Origin of the sequence: Streptomyces sp. NPDC006739 (assembly GCF_042869815.1) — a bacterium.
Classification (GTDB): domain Bacteria; phylum Actinomycetota; class Actinomycetes; order Streptomycetales; family Streptomycetaceae; genus Streptomyces.
In genome coordinates, this window is the sequence record NZ_JBIAGM010000003.1 from 1 (window position 1) to 24,769 (window position 24,769).

Genomic DNA, 24,769 nt, shown 5'->3' on the forward strand with positions numbered 1-24,769 from the left:
GCAGTGGCTGCACACCTACAATCACCACCGCGGACACACCGCGCTGAAGGGCCAACCACCCGCCAGCCGCGTCCCCAACCTCACAGGGCAATACAGCTAGATCTTGGACTTGAACAGAGTACGCAGCACGTTGGACTAATGGAAGACGGCTCCCTGCCTGCTTTGTGCAGGTCAAGGGCGATCTTCACTCTACACGGGCACGCCCTGGAGTCGATGGCTGTGAGGAACGTCGCTTCACTCCGGCGAGCAGGCGCGCACGGAGTACGGCCTTCGGCGTGACCGGGGGGCGGATGAACGGGGCTCAGCTCTCGTTCTGGGCGTGTCGGTAGAGCTTGGCGATGTCGTCGTCGAAGTACGCGGCGTAGGAGACGTCGTCCTGGTCGCCGCCGCCCTCATGGCCGCCCAGGACGCCGATGACCGTGCCGGTGCGGCTCTTGGGGTCGTAGTCGGCGAGCCAGGGGCTGCCGCTGGTCCCGTCCTCCAGGCCGGCGCACTGGATGCGCAGTTGGGTGTCGCTGAACTTCGTGGTGCGGTTCCGGCACGAGACCGGGGTGTCACGGCTGGTGGGGTATCCGGTGATCTCGACCTTGTTGCCGAAGCCGCGGTCCGTGCCGAGGGCGTTGGCGCCCAGGACGTCCTGGATGTTCTTGCCGTCCTTCTGGTCGAGGACGAGGAAGGCGACGTCGAGGTCCTCGTCCTGCGACTTGGCCCAGCGGTCGTCGACGACCACCTTGCCGACCTTCCACAGGCCGGTGGGCTCGTCGCCCTTGCGATAGCCGGGGGCGAAAACCAGGTCGTTCACCGGCTCCCCGGAGTCGGCGTCGAAGGCGCAGTGGGCCGCGGTGATCAGCATGTTCCGGCCCGGACTCCGCACCACGCTCGCGGTGCAGAAATGGGAGCCCTGGTCGTCCTTCTCGAAGACCGCGCCGATCCGGGCGTTCTCCTCGGTCCTGCGGGGGGTGTACGCGTCGCCGTCCTTGACCGGGGCCGACGCGGGGAGGTCCTGGTCCTGTGCCTGCGAGGACTGACCCGGCTCGCCGGACTTGCCGAAACCGCCGTGCCGGCTGTTTCTGGCCGCATCGGTCGCCGCCGTGGCGTCGCCCACCACTGCGGCTGCCGCGATGACGACCAACGTCACGGGCAAGACGGATTTCCTGGCAAGCGAGCGCACAAGGTCATTATCGACATGGGCCGGGAATTCGGGAGGTGCTTCGCCGGGAGGCTCCCGTCACACACGGCGATTCACCCGGTCACCTCGGCAGCCTCACAAGACCTGCATTGGCATGACCTTGACCAGCGGAAGACGGCGGCCGCATGGTGAACCGACCGGCCCGCGGCTGACCCGACATGCCATCTGTCAACGCTGTTTCTCGTCAGGTGGCACTTCCGAACGCCTGAAACCGCACGGAGGCTTGATGCACCGACGCGAGATACCCTCCGCACCCTTGGTGATGCGCCGCACCCGGTCGAGACGCCGGACGCGGAGGACGGCGGCCGGCCTCACGGCGATGTTCACGCTCACCGTCACCGCCCTCACCGTCGGCCCGGCCATCGGGGTCCAGGCCGCCGCTCTCCCGTCCGGCCCGCGCGCGTCCACCCCACGCGGGTCCGGCTCCGCGAGTACGACGGGCTTCGGCTGCGACCATCCTTCGCGAACGGAGCAAGCCCGCTGTTTCGGGCTCCTGAAGGCCCACCGCACCGCCTCGGGCCGCATGTCACCGTTCACCACCGGCTCCCCGACCACGACGGGGCTCGTACCGTCCGACCTGCGGTCCGCCTACGAACTGGGCGGTGCCTCGGGGTCGGGTCGAACGGTGGCGATCGTGGACGCCATGGACGACCCGAACGCCGAGGCCGACCTGAGCGCTTACCGCAGCGCCTACGGTCTGCCGTCGTGCACCACCGCCGACGGCTGCTTCCGCAAAGTGAACCAGAGCGGCCGGGCATCGCCGCTGCCCTCCGGTGACCACGGATGGGCCGAGGAGATCAGCCTCGACCTCGACATGGTCTCGGCCGCCTGCCCCGGCTGCCACATCCTGCTGGTCGAGGCGACATCGGCGAACATCCCGGATCTCGTGAGGGCCGAGGACACCGCCGCCGCCACACCGGGCGTCGCCTCCGTCTCCAACAGCTGGGGCGGGGCCGAGGACATCACCGTCACCTCCCTCGACTCGCACTTCCGCCACCCGGGAGTCGCGTTCACCGCCAGCTCGGGTGACTCCGGTTACGGTGTCTCCTGGCCCGCCTCCTCCCCGTACGTCACCGCCGTGGGCGGCACCTCGCTGAGCAGGGCGTCGAACGCGCGCGGCTGGACCGAGACGGCATGGCGCGGCGCGGGCTCGGGCTGCTCGGCGTACGAGGCCGAACCGTCCTGGCAGCACCACTCCGGATGCGCCGGGCGTGCCGTCGCCGACGTGTCCGCCGTCGCCGATCCCCACACCGGGGTGGCGGTCTACGACACCTACAACAGCTGCGGCGGCGCGTTGTTGTGCGACACCGAGCTTCAACTCGGTCTCGCACAGGGTGCCGACGGCTGGGTCGAAGCCGGCGGCACCAGCGTCTCGTCGCCGATCATCGCGAGCGTCTACGCACTGGCCGGAAACACCTCTCAGGTCGCCGACGGGGCGTATCCGTACAGCCACAGGTCGGCGCTTCACGACGTCACGGCGGGCAGCAACGGCTCCTGCGGCGGCACCTACCTGTGCACCGCCGGTCCGGGATACGACGGGCCGACCGGCCTCGGTACGCCCAACGGCACCGGCGCCTTCTGACGGCGGTGCCCCCACGAGTGCGGGGTCGACCACGGTGGCGAGCCCGGCCGGGGCCGGCGTACGCAGGATCTCCCCTACGGCAGCGACCGGATACAGTGCGCGGGACGGCAGCCCGGTCAGGGAGGGGAAGCGTGACCGACACCAGCAACACCCGGCCCGCCGAGGGTGAAGCGGAGGTGCCGCGGCGGAGCCGACTGCAGCGCCTGATGCGCTACATCCCGCTGATCGCCCCCGTCCTGCTGTGGGCCGTGCCCTGCGGGGTGCTCCTCTACGGCGGCCAGCACTGGCCGCCGGCCGTCACGCTGGCCGGCACCGCCCTGTTCGCCCTCGGCCTGATCGGTATGCCGCTCGCGATGGCGCGCGGCCACGGCCGGCGCCAGCAGGACCGGGCGGCGATCGTCGGTGACACCCTGCTGGGCACCGGCTGGGTGCTGTTCACCTGGTCCGTCCTGCTCGGTGTCCTGTTGCGGCTCGCCCTGACCGTGGCCGGCGTCGGCGAGAGTCAGGACCGGGCCCGGATCGTCACCTGGGCCGTCCTCGGCACGACCGCCGTCCTGCTCGCCTGGGGGTACGCCGAGGCCCGCCGCGTACCGCGCGTGCGCCGGCTGGACGTGCCACTCCCGCGACTGGGTGCCGGGCTGGACGGCCTGCGTGTCGTCCTCATCACCGACACCCACTACGGCCCCCTCGACCGCGCCCGCTGGTCGGCACAGGTGTGCGAGACGGTGAACACCCTGGACGCCGACCTGGTATGCCACACCGGCGACATCGCGGACGGCACGGCCGAACGCCGCCGCGCCCAGGCCGCCCCACTCGGCACCGTGCGGGCCACCCGTGCCCGGGTGTACGTCACCGGCAACCACGAGTACTACAGCGAGGCCCAGGGCTGGGTCGACCTGATGGACGAGCTGGGCTGGGAGCCGCTGCGCAACCGCCACCTGCTGCTCGAACGCGGAGGCGACAGCCTCGTGGTCGCCGGCGTGGACGACGTCACCGCCGAGTCCTCCGGCCTGGCAGGCCACCGGGCCCACCTCGCCGGAGCCCTGCAGGGCGCCGACCCCGACCTGCCCGTCCTGCTCCTGGCGCACCAGCCCAAGTTCGTCGACCGGGCGGCGGCCGACGGCATCGACCTCCAGCTCTCCGGTCACACCCACGGCGGCCAGATCTGGCCCTTCCACCACCTGGTCCGCATCGACCAGCCGGTCGTCGCGGGCCTGAGCCACCACGGCACCCGCACCCTCCTGTACACCAGCCGCGGCACCGGCTTCTGGGGCCCGCCGTTCCGCGTCTTCGCGCCCAGCGAGATCACCCTCCTCGTACTCCGCTCCCCGCACCGGACCACCTCGCCGTAGCACGGGGCGGGCCAAGGCTGCGCGCGACGGTGTCGGTCCCGCGGGAACCCGGCGCGGCCGATCGTCGTCTCCGACATCGCCGCACAGCAACCACGAGGGGAGTGGACCGGGGCGTGGAAAGCACCGTTTCGCACAGGGTCGCAGGGGTTTCGACGGCGCGGCGCGGGCGCGGAGCAGCGGCCGTCCGGGCCGTCTGCGCGGCAGCGTTGGCGGCCGGAGGCTTGCTGGGGGTACCCGGCGGCGCGCACGCGGCGACGACCGCTGCCGTGCCGGGGTCGGTCTCCCCCGTGGTACGCACGGCCTCTCGCGCGGGAGCCGTGCCCGCCTCGCAGCAGCTGACCGTGCAGGTGTGGCTGACGCCCGATCTGGCGGGGGCCGCCGCGTTCGCGGACGCCGTCGCCACGCCCGGCAGCACTCGGTTCCACCGGTACCTCAGCCCGAACGCCTACACCGCCGAGTTCGGTCCTTCCCGCGCGCACACCGCCGCGGTGGCACGCTGGCTGGCGTCCAGGGGTCTGACCCGGGTGCACGCCGACAGCGGCCGGGACTACGTCTCGGCCACCGGTCCGGTGGCGAAAGTGGAGGCGGCGTTCGGGGTGCGGATCGACCGGTACCGGGTCAGGGACGCGAACGGCCGACCGGCCGTGGCGCGGTCCAACGACCGCGAGGTGTCCGTTCCGGCCTCGCTCGCGTCCGCCGTGCTGGGCGTGACCGGCCTCAGCAGCTTTCCGCCCACCGCGCGCCGCGCCCCGGCCTCCTCGGCGCCGGGGCACCGTGAGCGGGCGACGAAGGCCTTCAAGCCACCGACGTGCTCCAGCTACTGGGCACAGCACGTCCAGGCTTTCCATCCGGCGTACCAGGGGCTGACCAGGGCCCCGCTGCCGGTCTGCGGGTACTCCGCCGCGCAGATCCGCGCCGCCTACGGCGCGACCTGGAGGGACACCGGGAGGGGCCAGACCGTCGCCCTCACCGAGGCCGCGGAGCCGACCGCGATGTTCCGGACGCTGACGGCCTATGCGAAGGCCAATCACCTGCCCGCCCCCAGGCGCTCGCAGTTCCGGCAGGTGCGGTCCGGCAACGGCTGCGCTTCCTCGTCGGTCTCCCGCGCGGCGGTGCAGGCGCCCGCCGTCGACGACGAGGCGGAGATGGACTCCGAGGCGCTCTACGCGATGGCGCCCGACGCCGACCAGCTGATGGTGGTCGGACAGGGGTGCGACGAGGACCAGGCGTTGCTGAACGCCGATCTCGCCGTACTGACCGGGAGCGGCGGCCGTCCCAGCGCCTCGATCGTGTCCAACTCCTGGCAGATCCCTCTGGGCGAGGTGTCGGCCAGGACCGTGCACGCGATCGACGTGCGGGCCGCCGCCGAGGGAGTCGGCATGTACTTCGCCTCCGGTGACACGCCCGGTGTGACGGTGACCGACTCCGACCCCTACGCGGTGGCCGTCGGCGGCACCAGCCTCGGCATCGGGGCGGCGGACCATCGGGTGTTCGAGACCGGCTGGTCCGACGACTACGGGTCCCTGGACCAGGGCAGGTGGACCGACGTGGGCGTCAGCGGGGGCGGCGGAGGCGCCAGCGCCGTATACGGGCAGCCGTCCTACCAGAAGAACGTCGTTCCCGCGTCGATGTCGCGTGTGCGGGTCGGCGGGCGGGTCGTCACCGGGCGCGCGGTGCCCGACATCGCGGCGGACGGCGACCCCGACACCGGGATGCTGACCGGCTACACCGAGTCGACGGGCAACGGGCGGCCGGGGCCGTACCGGACCGTCCCGAACGCGGGCACGAGCCTGGCGTGCCCGCTGGTCGCCGGTCTGGTCGCCGACGCTCAGCAGGGCCGCAGGTCCGCCTTCGGCTTCATCGACCCACTGCTCTACCACCTGGCCGGAACCCGAGCGTTCCACGACGCCCTGCCGGTCACGGCGTCGACGCCCGGACAGGACCGCGGCGCCTATGTCGCCGGCGACGGGTCCGTGGGCCTCGACGTGTTCGACTCGCAGGAACGCGCCTACACCGGACAGGTGACGGCGAAGGGGTACGACACCATGACGGGCGTGGGAACGCCGAACGGCGCCGCGTTCATCGCGGGGCTGCGCGCCGGCGGCGGCTGACCGGCTTCATGACGTGTCCGCCCCGTCGCCGTCGGGGCGGGTGCCGGTGATCGTGAACAGTTCCATGGTGCCGGTGATGGTCAGCAGCCGGCGGACAGCGGGCCGCAGGGGGCCGATCAGCACGAGTTCGCGGCCGTCGGCCCGGTGGCGGTGCAGGGCCGCGATGAGCGCGTTGAGCAGCATGCTGTCGGCGAAGGTGACCTCGGCGAGGTCCACCGCCGTGACGGGCATCGCCGCCCGGTCGGCGGCCTCCCAGGCCTGTTCGAAGTCCTCGGCGGACTGGTAGTCGACCTCGCCCCGCACGATGAGCACGAACGCCTGCTCACGACGGTCGATGTGCACCCTCAGGCGGGGAGCGGCGTGCATGGTGCCATCCTCACGTCACCGGTTTCCAGGGGGTGGGCCGCGTCATGGGGCCGGCCGGCGGAGCGACGCGCGCCCCGCGGTGGGCGCGGGGCCGCACCCGGCAGGACAGCCGGTATGTTCCGGGCCGGCCCGGGTGCGACGCGGCGTCCGCGCGCGCCTCCGGATCCGCGACTTACGAGACATACCGCACAGTCACTGCAGATCGTGCGGATAGCGGGGTAACCGAACGACGTAAGAGCAATCCAAAAGGACTGTTGTCGTTTGACAACAATAGCCATGAGGCAACAGAGTAGCCGAGTCGGGCACGCACGAGGAAGGACCTGGAATGATCCGGTGGACGGAGACCGCTCCGGCACCCTCCACCATCGTCACGGAGCGGTGGTGGCACCGGTGCCGTGAAGGATCCTTCAGGCGGTCCGGCTGCCGGAGTCCGGCGCCTCCTCGTGTATCTGCGTCGCCGCGGTGACACAGAACGCCTCCAGGCCCTCCAGCAGGGCGACCCGCTTGGCCGCGGGCATGTCGGCCAGCACCGACCGCAGCTCGCTCTCGCGGCGGGCCCGCAGATCGGCGAGGAAGGAACGCCCCCGGCCGCTGAGATGCAGCCGTACCTCGCGCCGGTCCTCCGGGCTCACCACGCGTTCCACGAACCCGGCGGCCTGCAACCGGTCGCACAGCCGGCTCGTCGACGGAGGGGTGGAGGCCAGGGATTCGGCGAGAGTGCGCAGGTTGATGCCGTCGTTGTGCTCAAGGATGTGCAGTACCCGCAACTGGGAGGCGGACGTGGGCGCGGTCGAGGCCCGGCCCCAGACGACCTCCAGCAGCTCGACGGCCCGCGTGGTCACACGGGCGACCTCATCGGGCTCTGGGCGGCGGCGGAAGGCAGTCACAATCACACTCTCGCAGGCACTGGGGCGGCTTTCAGCCTACTAGCAGCCGCGCCGGACACGGACACCGCGGCGCGACAGACACGGCTCTTCGCGGAGTTAGGCCCTCCCGGCCGCGCCCGCACGTTGTCAGGAGAAGGAATGGTGCGCTTCCCATCGTGAACAGATTCGAAACCGCTGAGCGTGCTCTGCGCACAGCGGCTCCCGACGAACTGCTGGACGTCCTGCGCGCCGTGCTCGACGAGCACTACGGCGCGCAGGACGTGGAGCTGTTCATGGCCGACTACGGCCTGACGGTGCTTCAGCCGGTGTCGGCGGCACTGCACGACCTGGATCCGGTGCCGGTGCACGGCAGCCCGGCCGGCCGGGCCTTCGGCTCCCAGGAGCCCTACTGCGAACAGGACCGGGACGGGCGCACCCGGGTCCATCTGCCGGTCAGCGTGCGCGGCGACCGCCTCGGTGTGCTGTCCGTGACACTGCCCGCCGACCGGGCGGTGGCCGAGTGCGTCCCCGAACTCGCCGACTGCGCCGACGCGCTGGCCCACGAGGTGGTCGTGGCCGAGCGCCACACGGACCTGTACCTCCAGGCCCGGCGCAAGGACCGGCTCACGCTGGCCGCGGAGATGCAGTGGCATCTGCTGCCCGGCCGCTCCTGCTCCCGGCCCGAGTACGACCTGGGCGGCCAGCTGGAGCCCGCCTACGCCGTCTTCGGGGACAACTTCGACTGGTCCGCCTCGGCCGACCGCCTGACGCTGTACGTCACGAACGGTATGGGCGAGGGCATAGAGGCGGCGCTGCTGACCAGCCTCGCCGTCAACGCGCTGCGCAACGCGCGGCGCGCCGGAATCCCCCTCGCCGACCAGGCGGCCCTGGCCGACCAGGCCGTGTACGCCCACTACCGGGGTGGCAGCTACCTGTCCGTCCTGATGCTCGACTTCGACCTGGAGACCGGCCGGGTACGGGTCGTCGACGCGGGATCCCCGCAGATGCTCCGGCTGCGCGGCGGCACGGTCGAGCGGGTGCCCTTCGACGCCCAGTTGCCGCTGGGCATGTTCGAGGAGACGGACTACGTACCGCAGGAGTTCTCCGTGGAGCCCGGGGACCGGCTCGTCTTCGTCAGCGACGGCGTCCACGCGGTGCACTCCCCGAAGGGGGAGGCGTACGGCGACCGGGCGCTCGCCCGGGCCATCCAGTCCACTCGGCTGCTGCCCGCCGCCGAGGTGCCCCGCGCCATCCTGCGCGAGCTGGCGGCCCACCGCGGTGAGACCGCCGTCGCGGACGACGACGCCCTGGTCGTGTGCCTGGACTGGCGGGGGCGTCAGCGGCAGCCGTGATCGGGACGGGGGCGCTCCCCCTCGCTGCCGGCCGGGGCCCTCACCTCGGCCCCGGCCGACAGCGGACGGCTCGCCCCTCCGTCAGGAACCGGTTCGGTCCGGGCCGTCGTCAGGACCCGGTTCCGTCCGGGCCGTCGGCCGTGCCGTCCCAGGCGGCCAGGAACCCCTGAAGCCCGCGCCCCAGGGCCTCCCGCTCGGCCGGCTCCATGGCGTCGAGTACGACGGCCAGCGCCCGTGACCTGCGCGCGGCCACCTCGTCGAGCGCCGCCCCGCCCCGCCCGGTCAGGAACAGCCGTACTTCACGCCGCTTGCGGGGATGCAGTACGCGCTGCAGCAGACCGGCCGCCTCGAGACGGTCGCACAGCCGGCTGGCCGTGGGCAGCCCCATGTCCAGCCCCACGGCCAGAGCGGTGAGGTTGAGCCCCGGCTCCGCCTCCAGGGTCCGCAGGGCCCGCAACTGCTGCGGCGACAGACCGAGGCCCGCGCCCTGTGCGGCGGCAGACCACAGGTTGGTGAGGCCCTCCACGGCATCGGCGATGGCCAGGGCCAGCGACATGGGGCCGTCGCGCGGCCCGCCCGCTCGACCGTCCCCGGAGTCACTGAGCCCAGTCACGAGGCATCGCTTTCAGAATCGCCTGTCCATGCCGGTTACCACCGCCTTGTTTCCCTCGCGGTACCCGACCAGCCGCCGGGCACGCATCCCGGCCGACGGACCCCTGCGGCCGACGCGGCGATCGACCGGTGGTGGCGCGACGCCGACCGGTTCGCCCACCGCCCGTCCCTTCCGGGCGGACGGGACGGGCGGAAGAGGGGCCGTTCTCAGGCGGCCAAAGTCGTCTCGTCCTGCGTGGTTCCCTCACGGTCGGCGGTGTACTCCTGCAGGAGCGCGTCCGCCGCGGCCAGCGCCCGCTCGACGGTACGGGCCCCGGTCATCACGCAGAGTGTGTACGTGGCGTCTTCGAGCGCACGGCTGGTGCGGCCGGTGGGACGCACGTCGTGCTCGATGCGCGCCTCGGCGAACCGGGCCAGTACAGCCCGCAGTTCCTTCTCCGCCGGAAGAATCATGGTGGTCCCCTCCCACACAACACAGCTCGCCCGGCGGGCCGACCGCCATCGCGAGGAACAGAATCCCGTACATGGCGTTCGACGCCATCCCGACACCGGGCCGTATCGAGCGATCACCAAGTGCCCCCGGCCGAGAGATCCATGCACACGCAATGTGCGGATACCTCTCAACCGTCCGTCGTCGGCGGCTCGTCGCGCACCGCCGGCCGGCCCCCGCCACGGCCCGGCCGGCCGAAGCCCAGCAGCGGGTCGTCGGACAGCGCGAGGCGGGCGATGACGCGCTTGCCCACGGGCTCACGGCGCGCCTCGAAACCCTGCACCACCGCCAGCACGATCTCCAGGCCGTGCTGGCCCACCCGCCCGGCGTCGGCGGCCCGGGCCAGCGGAAGCGTGGGATCGGTGTCCCACACCTCGGTCTCCAGCATGCCGTCGACCACGCTCAGGTGCACCAGCACCGGTCCGGGCGCGTACTTCAGCGCGTTGGTGACCAGTTCGCTGACCACCAGCTGGGCCAGGTCGATGGTGCGGGCCGTGACCGGCAGTCCGTGCTCGGCCCGAGCACGGGTCAGGAACTGCCAGACCTGGTTCCGTGCGTCGGCGATACAGCCGTCCGCCCCGTCGAGGGCGATGCTGACATCGGCAGGTGCGGCCTCCGGCATCACGGAACACCCCTCAGGAGGGACATGCTCCCTGCCGTAGATCTGCGATACCCCGTTCATGGGCGCGCGTCTACCCGCGATGCGCCGCGATACTCCCACGCCGCGCGCATCGGTTCGGGCACGCCCGGAAAGGCGGGGCGCGGGCCGTGCACGCCCCCCCCATGCGGGAGCCTTGGCGAGACGACGCCGACGGTGCGTGAGCCGGGGCCCGCCCGACGCTCCGGACGCGTCCTCGACGAAGGGCCCGCGACGCCGCCTCACACGGGATCCCGCCGGGATCCGGAGTCGGACAAACCCCTTCGTGTATCCCGATATGGCTTGGCCATGCCGCGGTTCCCGCATTTTTTCGCGGCGAGCCGCGATAGTGAGCCGGCCTTTTGTTGCTGCACGGCAACTGAGTTAACCTGCGACGGATTCCTCGTCGGCCGGCGCCGTCGAACGCGGGGTCGCCGCCGGCAAACGTGACTTCACGACACCGGTGTGGTTCCGGGTCCGCGCGGACCCCTGGGGAGTGGAACGAGGGTGGGCATGACCGGTACGTCGATGGACGCCCAGGTACAGGGCCCGGGCGAGCAGGAGCTGCGTCAGCTGCTCGCCGGGCTGACGGCCGTACGCGACGGTGATTTCGGGACCCGCCTGCCGTCCGACGGACAGGGGCTGCTCGGCGACATCGCCACGGTGTTCAACGGCATGGTCGACCAGCTGTCCGTGTTCACCTCGGAGGTGACGCGGGTCGCCCGCGAGGTGGGCACCGAGGGCACGCTGGGCGGCCAGGCCGAGGTACCCGGGGTCTCCGGCACCTGGGCGGACCTGACCGACTCGGTCAACGCCATGGCGGGCAACCTCACCACCCAGGTCCGCGACATCGCCCAGGTGGCGACGGCGGTGGCCAAGGGCGACCTGTCGCAGAAGATCGACGTCCCCGCGCGCGGCGAGATCCTGCAGCTGAAGGAGACCGTCAACACGATGGTCGACCAGCTCTCCGCCTTCGCCGACGAGGTCACCCGCGTCGCCCGCGAGGTCGGCAGCGAGGGCCGGCTCGGCGGCCAGGCGCAGGTTCCCGGAGTCGGCGGCGTCTGGCGCGACCTCACGGATTCGGTCAACTTCATGGCCGGTAACCTCACCTCCCAGGTCCGCAACATCGCCCAGGTGACGACCGCGGTGGCCCAGGGCGACCTCTCCCAGAAGATCACCGTCGACGCACGCGGCGAGATCCTCGAACTGAAGAACACCATCAACACGATGGTCGACCAGCTCTCCGCCTTCGCCGACGAGGTCACCCGCGTCGCCCGCGAGGTCGGCACCGAGGGCCGGCTCGGCGGGCAGGCGGACGTCAAGGGCGTCAAGGGCACCTGGCGTGACCTGACGGACTCCGTGAACTTCATGGGCGGCAACCTGACCGGGCAGGTCCGCTCCATCGCGCAGGTGGCCACCGCGGTGGCCCAGGGCGACCTCTCCCAGAAGATCACCGTCGACGCACGCGGCGAGATCCTCGAGCTCAAGGACACCATCAACACGATGGTCGACCAGCTCTCCGCCTTCGCCGACGAGGTCACCCGCGTCGCCCGCGAGGTCGGCACCGAGGGGAACCTCGGCGGGCAGGCGATCGTGCGGGGCGTGTCGGGGACCTGGAAGGACCTCACGGACAACGTCAACGTGATGGCGTCCAACCTGACCGGGCAGGTCCGCTCCATCGCCCAGGTCGCCACGGCCGTGGCGCGCGGTGACCTCTCGCAGAAGATCACCGTGGAGGCCAAGGGCGAGGTCGCCGCGCTGGCGGACGTCATCAACACGATGGTCGACACGCTGTCGGCGTTCGCCGACGAGGTCACCCGGGTGGCGCGCGAGGTGGGCACCGAGGGGCGCCTCGGCGGTCAGGCGCACGTGCCGAACGTGGCCGGCACCTGGAAGGACCTGACGGACAACGTCAACTCCATGGCCAACAACCTCACCGGGCAGGTCCGCAACATCGCCCTGGTGACGACGGCGGTCGCCAACGGCGACCTGTCGAAGAAGATCGACGTGGACGCCCGGGGCGAGATCCTGGAGCTGAAGACCACCATCAACACGATGGTCGACCAGCTGTCGTCGTTCGCCGCCGAGGTCACCCGCGTCGCCCGCGAGGTCGGCAGCGAGGGCCGGCTCGGCGGCCAGGCCGAGGTGGAGGGCGTCGAGGGCACCTGGAAGCGGCTGACGGAGAACGTCAACGAGCTGGCCGGGAACCTCACCCGGCAGGTCCGCGCGATCGCCGAGGTCGCCAGCGCCGTCGCCGAGGGCGACCTGACCCGGTCGATCACGGTGGAGGCCTCCGGGGAGGTCGCCGAGCTGAAGGACAACATCAACTCCATGGTGGGGTCGCTGCGCGAGACCACGCGGGCCAACCAGCAGCAGGACTGGCTCAAGACCAACCTGGCCCGCATCTCCAGCCTGATGCAGGGCCACCGCGACCTGCCCGTGGTCGCCGAGCTGATCATGGACGAGCTGACACCGCTGGTGTCGGCCCAGTACGGCGCGTTCTACCTGGCGGAGGACACCGACCACGGCCATGAACTGCGGCTGGTGGGGTCCTACGGCCGTCCCGACGACGAGGAGCGGCCCACCCGTATCCCGGTCGGACGCTCCCTGGTCGGGCAGGCCGCGCGCAACCGGCGTCCGATCACCGTGGAGGAACTGCCGGAGGGCTACGTGGCCATCTCCTCGGGGCTGGGTCAGGCGGTGCCCCGCGCCCTGATGGTGCTGCCCATCGTGGTCGAGGAACAGGTGCTGGGTGTGATCGAGCTGGCCTCGCTGAGCCGCTTCACCCAGATCCACCAGGACTTCCTGGCGCAGCTGATGCCGACCATCGGCGTCAACCTCAACACCATCGTCGCCAACGTCCGCACCGACGAGCTGCTGGATGAGTCCCAGCGGCTGACCGCCGAACTGCAGGCCAGGTCCGAGGAGTTGCAGGTGCAGCAGGAGGAGCTGCAGCGCTCCAACGCCGAACTGGAGGAGAAGGCCTCCCTGCTGGCCTCCCAGAACCGCGACATCGAGGCGAAGAACCTGCAGATCGAGCAGGCGAGGCAGGAACTGGAGACCCGTGCGCAGCAGCTGGCGCTGGCCTCCAAGTACAAGTCGGAGTTCCTGGCCAACATGAGCCACGAGCTGCGCACCCCGCTCAACAGCCTGCTGATCCTCGCCCAGTTGCTGGCGCAGAACCCCTCGCGCAACCTCACCCCGAAGCAGGTCGAGTACGCGGGCATCATCCACTCGGCGGGCTCGGACCTGCTGCAGCTGATCAACGACATCCTCGACCTGTCCAAGGTGGAGGCCGGCAAGATGGACGTCACGCCCGAGCGGGTCCCGCTGCGCCAGCTCCTGGAGTACGTCGAGGCGACGTTCCGGCCGATGACGACCCAGAAGAGCCTGGAGTTCACGGTGGCGACCGCTCCGGGAACGCCGGACGACCTGCTCACCGACGACTCCCGGCTCCGTCAGATCCTGCGCAACCTGCTGTCGAACGCGGTGAAGTTCACCGAGGAGGGCAGTGTTCAGCTGCGGATCGAGCCGGTGACCGACGGGGAGGTGCCGCCGGGTGTCCACCTCGGTGGTCCGGTGGTGGCCTTCCGCGTCGTCGACACCGGCATCGGCATCCCCCACCAGCAACTGGAGACGATCTTCGGCGCGTTCCAGCAGGCCGACGGGACCACCAGCCGCAAGTACGGCGGCACCGGCCTCGGTCTGTCCATCACCCGGGAGATCGCGCATCTGCTCGGCGGTGCCGTCGCGGTCGACAGCACCCCCGGTCAGGGCAGCGCCTTCACGCTGTACCTGCCGGTCGCGCGGGCCGACTTCAAGGAGCTTCTGGAGTCCGGCGGCAGGCCGGCGGAGCAGCCCGACGACGCCCTCGCCTCCGTGGCCGCTCCGGCCCCTCGTGAGCTGCCCCGCTCCGGGCCGGCCGCCGCGCACCGCAGGCGGCGGCTGCTGGTGATCGAGGAGCGTCCGCGCGGGTTGCTCAGCCTGGTCGCCGAGCGGGCCGTGGCGGACCTGACGCACGACGACCCCGGCGACCCGCACGGCGCGATCGACCTCATCACGGCCGTGGGAGCCCAGGAGGCGGCGAGCACGCTGGCGGCCGAGCCCTGCCACTGCGTCGTCCTCGAACTGGGCATGCCCGGCAAGGAGGGCGCGGACTTCCTGGAGGCCATGCGCGGTGACTCCGCGCTGGCCAGCGTGCCCGTCCTGGTGCACACCGGACATCGGGTGGATCTGGCGCAGGAACAGGCGCTGCGCGCCCTCGCCGGTGGCCGGCCGCTGGACTTCCTGTCCTCGCTGGACGAGCTGCGCGAGCGCATCACCCTGCACCTGTCCGCCGAACAGCCCGGCGACGTGCTGTCGCTGGTCCGCGCCGAGGACCCGCACCGCCCGGCCGCGCAGGTCGTGGACGACGCCTTCCTCGGCCGGACGGTCCTGGTGGTCGACGACGACGCACGCAACCTCTTCGCCCTCAGCGGGGTGCTGGAACTGCACGGCTTCCAGGTCCTGCACGCCGACAACGGCCGCAAGGGCATCGAGATGCTGCTCGCCCACCCGGACATCTGCCTGGTCCTGATGGACGTGATGATGCCGGAGATGGACGGTTACGCCGCCACCGCGGAGATCCGCGCCATGCCCCGGTACGCGGACCTGCCGATCATCGCCGTCACCGCCAAGGCGATGCCGGGCGATCAGGAGAAGAGTCTCGCGTCCGGCGCCGACGACTACGTCACCAAGCCTGTCGACACCGGCGAACTCATGGCCCGGGTGCGGCGCTGGCTGCCCGTGTGACCGCGCGGCACGGCCGCATCGCCCGTCAGCCGACCGCGTGACGTCCCAGCCCGAGGAACAGGCCCATCGTGAGTGATCTCCGTCTACCTCCCGAACCGCGGGACGAGCGCGTCCCGGTGGTCGAGCAGCCCTCGCCGGCGGACGCCGGGCCGGCCGGTGCCGTCGGCGGTGGGCGGGACGCGGGTGCCGTCGGTCCCGGCGAGCCGTCCCCGGTCGGCAGGCTCGCGGCCACCGTGGAGCGGCTGCGCCGCGAGGTGCGGGCCGCGCACGCCGAGGCCGACGGCCGGGCCCTGATCGAACTGGCCAAGGGCATCCTGGTGGAACGGCTGGGCTGCGGTCCGGCGGAGGCGGCGCGACAGCTGGCCGAACTCACCGGGCAGGCCGGGCTGACACCGCTCGAGTTCGCGGTCGACGTCATCAACCAGGCGGCACGCGACCGGCTCTCGGAGGTGACCGCCGCCTTCCTCACCGCCACCGCGGCCCGCGCGGAGACCGCCGGCGCCAGGGGCGACGACTCGTGGGCCGTACGGCTGCGGTCCGCCGAGAGCGGTGCGCTGGCCGCCCCCGACACCCAGGCGGTCGCCGACTCCCTGCTGGAACACGCCCTGGCACCCCTCGGCGCGGAGGCGGTGGCGATCTGGGCCCTGGGTACCGACGGCTCGCTCACGCTGGCGGGCCACGCCGGGTTCTCCGCCACCGAGGCCGGCCGCTGGCGGCACGTGCCACCGGGTGTGGCGACCGTGGCCCGGCGCGGTCTCGCCGAGCGCACCGGCCACTGGATCCGCAGCCTGGCCGAGACCGGGCTGCCCTCCATCGGCCAGCATCACCATCCCGAGGGCGGCCGGGTCGCCGTACCGGCCGGCACCGGCGGGCGCATCCACGGCGTGCTGGAGATCGTCTGGCCGGCGCCGCTGGAGGCCCCCTCCCCGCCGATCGTCCGGCAGGTCGAGGCCCTGGCCGAGCTGTGCGCGCACACGCTGGGGACCTCCACCGGGCATCCTTTCGACGGTGCCGACGGCTCGCGTGTGCAGCCCGGTACGACGGAACTGATGGACCTGGCCGACGGGCTGCACGACCCCGCCCTGGTGCTGGTGCCGCAGCTGGACGCCGGCGGCGAGCTGGTCGACTTCCGCATCCACCACGTCAACAGCCGCTTCCTGGATCCCGCGGGCCGCCCCCGGGGGGTCATCAACGGCGCGCTGCTGCTGGAGGCGTACCCGATGGCCGCCGGCCACAGCGAGCTGTTCGGGCGGATCGAGCGCGTCTACGCCACCGGCGAGCCCTACCGCGCCCACCGCATGCGGCTGACCGCCCTGGTCGACGACGTCCCCCTGGCGGCGGTCGCCGACATCAACATCAGCCGGCACGGGGGCAGTGTCCTGCTCATCTGGCGCATCGAGGACGAGACGGCGCGCCTGGCCAGTCTGCTCCAGCACGCGCAGCGCCTGGGCCGCATCGGCGGTTTCGAGGAGAACCTGCTCACCGGTGAGATCACCTGGAACGGCCAGCTCTACCATCTCTACGGCAAGCCCGCCTCCAGCGCCCCGGTGCCGCTGGAGGACCTGCCCGCGCACGCGCACCCCGACGACGCCGTCACCATCGGCCGGTTCCTGCGCAATCTGCTGCACCACCGCCGGGCCGCGTCCACGGCCTTCCGTCTCCAGCGCCCGGACGGCGTCACCCGCCACATCCGGGTCGCGGCCGAACCGGTCCTCGACTCGGACGGCCGGCTGCACGTCGTGCGCGGCGCCTACCAGGACATCTCCGCGCACCACTGGACGGAGGTCGCCCTGGCCGCCACCCGGGACCAGCTCGCCCACACCGAGCAGCAGGCCAGCGAACGCAACCGGCTCACGCTGCAGCTGCAGCACGCCATCATGCCGCCCGCGCAGGCCCCGCTGGAGGTTCCCGGACTGGACCTCGCGGTGCGCTACCGGCCGGCGGAGACCCAGCACCTGGTCGGCGGCGACTGGTACGACGCGGTCGTGCTGCCGTCCCGGCTGGTGCTGTTGTGCGTGGGGGACGTCGCCGGCCACGGCATCGAGGCGGCCACCAGCATGGTCGTGCTGCGCAACGCGCTGCGCGGGCTCGCCGTGACGGGCGCCGGGCCGGGGCAGTTGCTGTCCTGGCTGAACATGGTGACGCACCATCTGACCGGCTCGGTCACCGCCACCGCGGTCTGCGGCCTGTACGACCCCGACCGCCGCACCCTTCGCTGGGCACGGGCCGGGCACCTGCCGCCCGTGCTGGTGCGCGGGGCGCAGGCGGAGCCGCTGCCCCTGGTCGGCGGCCTGCTGCTGGGTGCCGTGCCGGAGGCCGTGTACCAGGAGCACGAAGTGCAGCTCGCCGTCGACGACACCCTGCTGATGTACACGGACGGTCTGATCGAACGCCGTGACCGGTCCGTCGAGGAGTCCCTGGCGCAGCTGCTGACGGCGGCGCGCACGGTCCCGCCGACGCTGGACCTGCAGGTGGACCGGCTCCTGACGCACAGCAGGTCCGACACCGACGACGACACCTGCGTCGTGGGCATCCGGGTGGCCCCGTGACCCCGGCCGGCCGGGGTCACGGACTTCAGTTCCGGGCCCGGTCGAACGCGTCGCCCTCGCGCAGGGTGCGTGCGGGGCTGGTGCCGTAGGCGTCCCGGTAGAGGGCGGCGAAGCGGCCCGCGTGGGAGAAGCCCCAGCGGGCGGCGATGCCTGCGACGGTGGCGCCGCTGTGCGGGCTCGCCGCGAGCAGGTCCCGGTGGGCGTGGGCCAGCCGGGCCCGGCGCAGATAGGCCAGTGGCGTGGTGTCGAGGTGGCGGCGGAAGGCGTACTGCAGGGTGCGGATGGTGACGTGCACGGCGTCGGCGATGCCGGCCACCGTGAGCGGCTGGTCGGCGTGGTCGTCGATGTAGGCGACGGCGCGCCGGAGAGTGGCGGGGTGCGCGTCGGTGCGGTCGCGGGCGGTGGGCTCGGTGCGCGCGGTGTTGGGGAAGGCCGCCAGCACGCTCGCGGCCAGCAGCTGGCTGCCCGCCGAGACGATCAGCGGATGCGCCTCGACGTCCGGGTCGGCCAGCACCTGGTCGCGCAGGTAGACGATGGTGCTCTTCAGCCGGTCGGCCGCGGCCGGGGTGAGGGGCCGGTGGCCGGTCAGGCGGACGGGCGCGCGCAGCGGACCGCGCTCGGTGGCGGCGACCTGTTCGAGCAGACCGGGGTCGATCAGCGTGATGTTGTAGCGGGCGCTGTTGACACGCCCCGAGTACGGCTCGTCGGGGGGTGCGAACAGCACGGCGTCACCGGGGCCGAAGGAGTCCTGGACACCACGGAAGGCATGGTCCTGGACGGTTCCCTCGTGGACGACGCACAGACAGATCTTCCCCAGCGGGCTGACCGAGTACGACATGTCGAAGTCGAGGTCGAGTTCGTCGACGCTGATCGACCCGGTGCTGTCGCGGCGGACCCGGGCCCGGCCGGCGGCCGGTGTCGCGCTGCCGATGCGCATGGTCGCGTAGGCGCGGCAGAGGAAGTCCTCCGTCACGCCGAGATCGTCGCTCTCGAAAACCAGCGAGTCCATACCGCCATCCTGACACCTCGGGCGGCGTGGGCGGCAAGCGGGCGCCCGGGGCGGCCCGGGCCGGGGACGCTTTCGTTTTGTGGACATCCCGTGGGCCGACTGTTCGCACAGTGGACCTTCACGGACGGCGACAACGGGCAGCAGTGGGACAAGACCGTATGACCTGTCCCACCAGGGAGCCCAGACCACGATGCCAGAACCGCTCGCAAGCGCCGACCGGATCGCGGCCCTCCAGGAGGAGGTCGCCCAGCTGAGGCACGCCGTCACCGCCCACGCGATCGTCGACCAGGCCATGGGCGTGGTCGTCGCCTACGGCGGGGTGCGTCCCGACACCGCCTGGCAGATCCTGCGGGAGGTCTCCCAGCACACCAACACCAAGCTGCGGGAGATCGCGGAGCACATCGTCCAGTGGCCGCACTGCGAGTGGCTCCCCCAGGAGGTGCGCGACGCGCTGGACGCGGCGGTGCTGCGCAGGGCGGGCGCCGACGCGCGGTCACCGGTCAGGGCAGTGTCCAGAACCGGACCGTGACGAGGTGGAAGACGACGGCCCAGAAGGCGATCGCCACCGCGACGACACCGAGGCCGCGCAGCCCACCAGGAGGACCTCGGTCGGGGGGATGTCGGCGTAGGTGGGGATGCGGTAGTTGCGGAGGTTCGGGTTGACCATGACGCCGCTGTCGTCGACTTGGTGGTTCTCGGTGAGCGCGAAGCCGATTCCCTGGGCGACACCGCCCTCCACCTGCCGGCGGACCTGCGCCGGGTTGATGATCACTCCGGCGTCGGCCGCCTGCACGCTGTACAGGATGCGTATCTCACCCGTGACGCGGTGCACGGCGACCCGGAACCCTGGGTGTTGGAGGTGACGCTCCGGGGCGAGCCGTACGCCTTGCGGGCGGCCGTGAACCGGATGCCGCGCGCCCTGGCCAGCGCGACCAGTTCGGCGAGGGACACCCGCCGGTCACCGCAGAGGACACCGTCGTCGTCCATCGCGCACATCACGACGTGGACGCCGGTGTGCGCCGAGGCGAACTCCAGGATGCGGTCGCGTACGGCGCCCGCGGCCCGCAGGACCGCGTTGCCCGCCACGAAGAGGCCCGCGCTCGCGAAGGCGCCGGTGTCGACTCCCGTGCGGTCGGTGTCGGACTGCACCAGCCGGATCCGCGACGGTGTCGTGCCCAGTTGGCTGGCCGCGATCTGGACGCCATCGAGACCGGCGTGCGCTACCAGAACCTCTCCGGGGCGATGACGGTGTGGTCGGCCCGCCGGGAGGACGACGGCTACGTGTTGCGCGCCGATCTGCCGGACCCCGCACTGGATCCGACGGTCGCCGTCTTCCTGGCCGAGGAGGCGTACTCCAGTGTCGTCACCCTCACCCGGCTGAGCGTCGGCGCCGCGTTCGCCCCGCAGGCGGTCGAGTTCACCTTCCCCGCACCGCGCGAAACGCGCCCGTTCGACGACCTCTTCCGCTGCCCGGTGCGCTTCGCCGCCGCCCGCAACCGCATGGTGTTCCCCGCCCGGTGGGCCCGTGCGGCCATGCCGGGGCGGGACACCATCACCTGTGCCTCGGTGCTCGACGTGCTGGACAAGGAGATGGCGTCCCGCCGCGACCAGCAGGATCTGCTGGAGGTGCTGGAGATCTCCGCCGCGCAGAGCCTTCCGGCCGTCCCCTCGTTCACCGAGCAGGCCCACAGGCACGCGTCCAGCGAACGTACCCTGCGTCGTCGCCCGGCCGGGTGCGGCACCACCTATGAGGCGATCGTCGACGGGGTGCGCCGCGCGCAGGTCGAACAACTGTTGCGCCGACCGGACATGACGCTCCGTGACATCACACGTCAGGCGGGCTTCGCCGATGTGAGCGCACTGCGGCGGGCGGTGCGGCGCTGGCACGGAGTGACCCCGCTCGAACTGCGCAGCGGCCTGCTCAAGCGGGAGGCGCCCCCGACGACCGGGACGGCCGAAGGGACCGGCGCTAGCCCGCGAAGGCGTTGACGCCCGTCAGGTCCGCCGACAGCTCCCACAGCCGAGCCGCCTGCTCCGGGTCGATCGCCCAGTCCTTCACGCCCGAGCGGTCGGCGTTCTCCTCCGACGCGGGCTCGGCGATGTCGCAGTCCTCCAGATAGACGCCGCCCATCCCGTCCAGCTGCGGCGAGGTCGCCGCCCACACCTGGGTGGCCGCACCCTGCGGCGGGGTCTTGAAGCCCTCGGGGTTGAGCACGTTGCCGTCCTCGTCGATCCAGCCGCGCTCGATCATCTCCTGCTTGGGCAGGTGCCGCTGGAGCGGGGTGAGGATGCCGCCGGGGTGCAGCGCGAAGGCCCGGACGCCGGCGTCGCGGCCGAGCTCGTCGAGGTGGACGGCGAACAGGACGTTGGCGGTCTTGGCCTGGCCGTAGGCCTCCCACTTGTCGTAGCCCTGCCGCCAGTGGACGTCGTCCCAGCGGATGCCGGAGAAGTGGTGGCCGCGGGAGGAGACGGAGACGACCCGGGCACCGCCCGGCGCGATCGCCGGCCACAGGCGGTTGACGAGGGCGAAGTGACCGAGGTGGTTGGTGGCGAACTGGGCCTCCCAGCCGGGCCCGACCCGGGTCTCCGGGCAGGCCATGATCCCGGCGCTGTCGATCACCATGTCGATGGTCCGACCGGAGGCGAGGAACCGCTCGGCGAAGCCGCGCACGCTCTCCAGGTCACCGAGGTCCAGCTCGTCCGGTTCGACCCCGGAGATGTCGGTCAGTGCCTGCTCGGCCGTGGCCGGGCGGCGGGCGGGCACGATCACATGGGCACCGGCCTTGACGAGCGACCGGGTGGTCTCCAGGCCGATTCCCGAGTAACCGCCGGTGACCAGGGCGGTCTTCCCCGTCAGGTCGATGCCGTGCAGGACGTCGTCGGCGGTGCTGGTGGCGCCGAAACCGGATCCGATCTTGTGCTGTGCAGTGCTCATGTGCGCAACGCTACGAATTCGAGTGCACTCGAAGTCAAGTGGCCCTTCCCCTCCAGGCGATACAGGGAAATCCCTTGGCCCCATACGGGGGAAGCCCTGTGGTTTTGCCGTGACGTGACCGGCTCGCGTAAATTCTCGGCCGCTTCGCGCCCCGCGGGCCGCGGCGCTCTTGTTGCATGTCATGTCCGGTGCAAGCATCCCGGACTGCGAACACGCGCTCCATCGGCGTGGACGTCCTTCATCTCCCCGTGTGCCGGGCGATCTCCGGCTGCCCGAAAGGATGTTCCGTGTCCCGATCCAGAGACAGGCGCGGCCTCATGCCGCGCACCGCTGTCCGTAGATCCGTGGCGACCGCCACCACCGCCCTGCTGTCCTTGGGCGGTCTCCTGCTCGCCTCCCACCCGGCCCTGGCCGACGTCGCCAACGGCGGCTTCGAGTCCGGCAGCCTGACCGGCTGGACCTCCGCCGGGACCACCGCCGTGGCCGGCTCCGGCGCCCACGACGGCACCTACGCCGCGCGGGTCGGCGGCACCTCCCCCACCAACGGCGACTCCTCGATCGCCCAGACCTTCACCGCGCCGAGCGGAGCGACGCAGCTGTCGTTCTGGTACAGCGTCACCTGCCCCGACACGGTGAACTACGACTGGGCCACGGCCACCCTGGCCGACACCACGGCCGGCACGACGACGACCGTGCTCGCCAAGACCTGCACCAACGGCCAGGGCTGGAAGCAGATCGCCTCGTCCGTGACCGCCGGGCACAGCTACAAGCTCACCCTGATCAGCCACGACGACGACTACGCGGGCGACGCCACCTACACGCTCTACGACGACGTCTCCTTCACCACCGCCACACCGCCGCCCAGTGGTCTGACCCAGGTCAGCACCGACCCGTTCACCAACTCCTCCAGCCAGCACGCCACCGAGCTGGAACCGGACACCTTCGCCCACGGCACCACGATCGTCGCGTCCTCGCAGGTCGGCCGGTTCAACGACGGCGGATCCTCCGACATCGGCTGGAACACCTCCACCGACGGCGGCACCACCTGGCAGCACGGCATGCTGCCCGGCATCACCACCTACCAGGGCGGCACCTGGGCCCGTGTCTCCGACCCGGCCGTGGCCTACGACGCCAAGCACGGCACCTGGATGGTCGCCGGGCTGGTCATCGACTCCAGCGTGAACGGCGCCGGGGTCAGCGTCAGCCGCTCCGCGAACGGCACCAGTTGGCAGAACCCGGTGATCGCGGTCGGCAACGACGGCAAGGGCTACGACAAGGAGTGGATCGTCTGCGACAACTCCGCCGCCAGCCCGTACTACGGCACCTGCTACGTCGAGGTCGACGTCACCTCCTCCGGCAACGCGGTGGTGATGAGCCGCTCCACCGACGGCGGCGCGACCTGGTCGGCGCCGGTGGCACCGGCCGGCGGCCCGAGCGGCCTGGGCGGCCAGCCCCTCGTCCAGCCCTCCGGCACGGTCGTGGTCCCCTACTCCGCCGACGGCAGCTCCGTCAACGCCTTCAACTCCACCAACGGCGGCTCCAGCTGGTCCTCCAGCACCCTGATAGCCAACGTCTCCAGCCACGGGGTGGCCGGCAACCTGCGCGACGGTGAGGGACTGCCCTCGGCCGAGATCGACGGCTCCGGCAAGATCTACGTCGCCTGGCAGGACTGCCGCTTCCGCTCCGGCTGCCCGGCCAACGACATCGTCTACTCCACGTCCACCAACGGCACCACCTGGTCGGCCGTGACCCGGGTCCCGATCGACGCCACCACCAGCGGCGCGGACCACTTCATCCCCGGCATCGGCATCGACCCCAGCACCTCCGGGACGACGGCGAGGATCGGCCTCTACTACTACTTCTACCCGAACGCCAACTGCACCGCGTCCACCTGCCAGTTGGAGGTCGGCTACCTCTCCTCCGCCAACGGCGGCAGCACCTGGAGCAGCCCGGCGACCGTGGCCGGGCCCATGTCCCTGTCCCAGATCGCCGGCAGCTCACAGGGCAGCATGGTCGGCGACTACATCTCCACCTCCGTCGTCGGCGGAAAGGCGGTCTCCGTCTTCGCCGTCGGCAAGGCTCCTTCCAACGGGCAAGCCTTCGACGAGGCCCTCTACACCGCCGGCCCCCTGCCCGTCACCGGCGGCAGCGCCCGCGCCACCACCCACGGCGCGGCGGCCGTCCCCTCACCCCACCTCACCAGGCCACTGCCCGTCCGGCACTGACCTGGGAGAGCACAGGGACGCCCGGAACCACAGGCTCAGGAACCGGGCGCCGGGCCAGAACGTCACAGTGGCGTGCGGCGAGGTGAGGAGGCGGCTGTGGCAGCGGAGCGGCATGGACGCGGGCCGTGGTTCATGGCCGCCGTCGTGGCGGTCGCCTGCCTGCTGACCGCCTGCGGAAGCGGCGGCACGAGCGGCGGCACCAGCGGCGGCGGCAGTGGCTCACCCTCCGGCTCCACGCCACCGCGCCCTTCCGCCGACCCGCACCCCACCACGCCCTCGGCCGGCGGCACGGGGACGGCACCTCCCGGGACACGGTCACCGGGCTGCGAGGCAGGCTCCGCCGCGATCACCCACCGCGCCGGGGACGCCTCGGTCCGGAGCCTGTGCGTGCGGTCCGGCACGACGGTGACCGTCGTCCTGGAACCCCGCACCCACGGCCCCTGGCCGCCGCCGCGCAGCAGCAACCCCATGCTGGCACTGGTGACCTCGTCCACCACCGACGGCCAGGGAGGCGCGCGGGTCACGGTGCGTGCCGCGCGCATCGGAGCGGCCTCGGTGACCTGGGGCCCCGAGAAGGCGCCGCTCTTCACGTTGCGGCTGAGCGTCGCGGCGTATCCGGTGCAGTGAGCCCGGACGCCGGACGGCCGGTGCGCCCCCGGGAACCGGGGCCGCACCGGCCGTCGTCGTGCCACCCGCCGTACAG

The 24,769-nt window shown here is 71.9% G+C and carries 17 protein-coding genes and 2 pseudogenes; 10 read left to right on the top strand and 9 right to left on the bottom strand.

What is annotated here, in order from left to right; all coding sequences use genetic code 11:
• Window positions 1-301 precede the first annotated feature (301 nt).
• Window positions 302-1,138: a trypsin-like serine peptidase gene (locus tag ACFYMM_RS06605; protein WP_388385279.1), complete on the bottom strand. Its 837-nt coding sequence runs from the start codon at window positions 1,136-1,138 to the stop codon at window positions 302-304.
• Window positions 1,139-1,508: 370 nt separating this feature from the next.
• Between ACFYMM_RS06605 and ACFYMM_RS06610 the strand changes: the two genes are divergently transcribed.
• The 3 genes from ACFYMM_RS06610 (at window position 1,509) to ACFYMM_RS06620 (ending at window position 6,234) form a co-directional block, all read left to right on the top strand.
• On the top strand, window positions 1,509-2,771 hold the full coding sequence (locus tag ACFYMM_RS06610) for a peptidase S8 (protein ID WP_388384544.1): 1,263 nt from the start codon (window positions 1,509-1,511) through the stop codon (window positions 2,769-2,771).
• Between the two features lie 131 nt (window positions 2,772-2,902).
• Window positions 2,903-4,123, top strand: a complete 1,221-nt coding sequence (locus tag ACFYMM_RS06615; protein ID WP_388384545.1) for a metallophosphoesterase — start codon at window positions 2,903-2,905, stop codon at window positions 4,121-4,123.
• Between the two features lie 113 nt (window positions 4,124-4,236).
• Complete coding sequence (locus ACFYMM_RS06620) at window positions 4,237-6,234, top strand: protease pro-enzyme activation domain-containing protein (protein WP_388384547.1); 1,998 nt, start codon at window positions 4,237-4,239, stop codon at window positions 6,232-6,234.
• A 6-nt stretch (window positions 6,235-6,240) separates the two neighbouring features.
• Here ACFYMM_RS06620 and ACFYMM_RS06625 read toward each other — a convergent pair whose 3' ends face one another.
• Both ACFYMM_RS06625 and ACFYMM_RS06630 read right to left on the bottom strand, forming a co-directional pair.
• Complete coding sequence (locus ACFYMM_RS06625; RefSeq protein ID WP_388384549.1) at window positions 6,241-6,600, bottom strand: STAS domain-containing protein; 360 nt, start codon at window positions 6,598-6,600, stop codon at window positions 6,241-6,243.
• Window positions 6,601-7,007: 407 nt separating this feature from the next.
• Entirely contained in the window at window positions 7,008-7,442 is a 435-nt protein-coding gene (locus ACFYMM_RS06630) for a MarR family transcriptional regulator (RefSeq protein ID WP_388384551.1), read from the bottom strand.
• A gap of 200 nt (window positions 7,443-7,642) precedes the next feature.
• On the opposite strand from ACFYMM_RS06630, the gene ACFYMM_RS06635 reads away from it, so the two are divergent.
• Complete coding sequence (locus tag ACFYMM_RS06635; RefSeq protein WP_388384553.1) at window positions 7,643-8,818, top strand: PP2C family protein-serine/threonine phosphatase; 1,176 nt, start codon at window positions 7,643-7,645, stop codon at window positions 8,816-8,818.
• 109 nt (window positions 8,819-8,927) lie between these two features.
• On the opposite strand, the gene ACFYMM_RS06640 is transcribed toward ACFYMM_RS06635, so the two are convergent.
• The 3 genes from ACFYMM_RS06640 to ACFYMM_RS06650 form a co-directional block, all read right to left on the bottom strand.
• Window positions 8,928-9,431 (bottom strand): MarR family winged helix-turn-helix transcriptional regulator, encoded by a 504-nt coding sequence (locus ACFYMM_RS06640; protein WP_388384555.1) that lies wholly within the window; start codon window positions 9,429-9,431, stop codon window positions 8,928-8,930.
• Between the two features lie 206 nt (window positions 9,432-9,637).
• Window positions 9,638-9,883, bottom strand: a complete 246-nt coding sequence (locus tag ACFYMM_RS06645) for a DUF5133 domain-containing protein (protein WP_388384557.1) — start codon at window positions 9,881-9,883, stop codon at window positions 9,638-9,640.
• Window positions 9,884-10,050: 167 nt separating this feature from the next.
• On the bottom strand, window positions 10,051-10,542 hold the full coding sequence (locus ACFYMM_RS06650; protein ID WP_388384559.1) for an ATP-binding protein: 492 nt from the start codon (window positions 10,540-10,542) through the stop codon (window positions 10,051-10,053).
• Window positions 10,543-11,070: 528 nt separating this feature from the next.
• Between ACFYMM_RS06650 and ACFYMM_RS06655 the strand changes: the two genes are divergently transcribed.
• Both ACFYMM_RS06655 and ACFYMM_RS06660 read left to right on the top strand, forming a co-directional pair.
• On the top strand, window positions 11,071-15,348 hold the full coding sequence (locus tag ACFYMM_RS06655) for a HAMP domain-containing protein (protein ID WP_388384561.1): 4,278 nt from the start codon (window positions 11,071-11,073) through the stop codon (window positions 15,346-15,348).
• A 68-nt stretch (window positions 15,349-15,416) separates the two neighbouring features.
• Window positions 15,417-17,897 carry a SpoIIE family protein phosphatase gene (locus tag ACFYMM_RS06660; RefSeq protein ID WP_388384563.1) on the top strand — a complete coding sequence of 827 codons (2,481 nt, stop codon included), beginning with the start codon at window positions 15,417-15,419 and terminating at the stop codon, window positions 17,895-17,897.
• 25 nt (window positions 17,898-17,922) lie between these two features.
• Here the strand turns inward: ACFYMM_RS06660 and ACFYMM_RS06665 are convergent, their stop codons facing one another.
• Window positions 17,923-18,906: a helix-turn-helix domain-containing protein gene (locus ACFYMM_RS06665; RefSeq protein ID WP_388384565.1), complete on the bottom strand. Its 984-nt coding sequence runs from the start codon at window positions 18,904-18,906 to the stop codon at window positions 17,923-17,925.
• A 190-nt stretch (window positions 18,907-19,096) separates the two neighbouring features.
• Between ACFYMM_RS06665 and ACFYMM_RS06670 the strand changes: the two genes are divergently transcribed.
• Complete coding sequence (locus ACFYMM_RS06670; RefSeq protein WP_388384567.1) at window positions 19,097-19,435, top strand: ANTAR domain-containing protein; 339 nt, start codon at window positions 19,097-19,099, stop codon at window positions 19,433-19,435.
• Here ACFYMM_RS06670 and ACFYMM_RS06675 read toward each other — a convergent pair.
• Window positions 19,400-20,055, bottom strand: a pseudogene (locus ACFYMM_RS06675) (molybdopterin cofactor-binding domain-containing protein). The gene ACFYMM_RS06670 and the pseudogene ACFYMM_RS06675 overlap by 36 nt on opposite strands.
• Before the next feature lie 42 nt (window positions 20,056-20,097).
• Between ACFYMM_RS06675 and ACFYMM_RS06680 the strand changes: the two are divergent.
• A pseudogene (locus ACFYMM_RS06680) lies at window positions 20,098-20,895 on the top strand (AraC family transcriptional regulator ligand-binding domain-containing protein); the annotation flags it as partial.
• On the opposite strand, the gene ACFYMM_RS06685 reads toward ACFYMM_RS06680, so the two are convergent.
• Window positions 20,876-21,841 (bottom strand): SDR family NAD(P)-dependent oxidoreductase, encoded by a 966-nt coding sequence (locus ACFYMM_RS06685; RefSeq protein ID WP_388384569.1) that lies wholly within the window; start codon window positions 21,839-21,841, stop codon window positions 20,876-20,878. The pseudogene ACFYMM_RS06680 and the gene ACFYMM_RS06685 sit on opposite strands and share 20 nt — an antisense overlap.
• 344 nt (window positions 21,842-22,185) lie before the next feature.
• Here ACFYMM_RS06685 and ACFYMM_RS06690 point away from each other — a divergent pair, with 344 nt between their 5' ends.
• Window positions 22,186-24,066 carry an exo-alpha-sialidase gene (locus ACFYMM_RS06690; protein ID WP_388384570.1) on the top strand — a complete coding sequence of 627 codons (1,881 nt, stop codon included), beginning with the start codon at window positions 22,186-22,188 and terminating at the stop codon, window positions 24,064-24,066.
• Window positions 24,067-24,162: 96 nt separating this feature from the next.
• Window positions 24,163-24,693, top strand: a complete 531-nt coding sequence (locus tag ACFYMM_RS06695) for a hypothetical protein (RefSeq protein ID WP_388384572.1) — start codon at window positions 24,163-24,165, stop codon at window positions 24,691-24,693.
• Window positions 24,694-24,769: the final 76 nt, after the last annotated feature.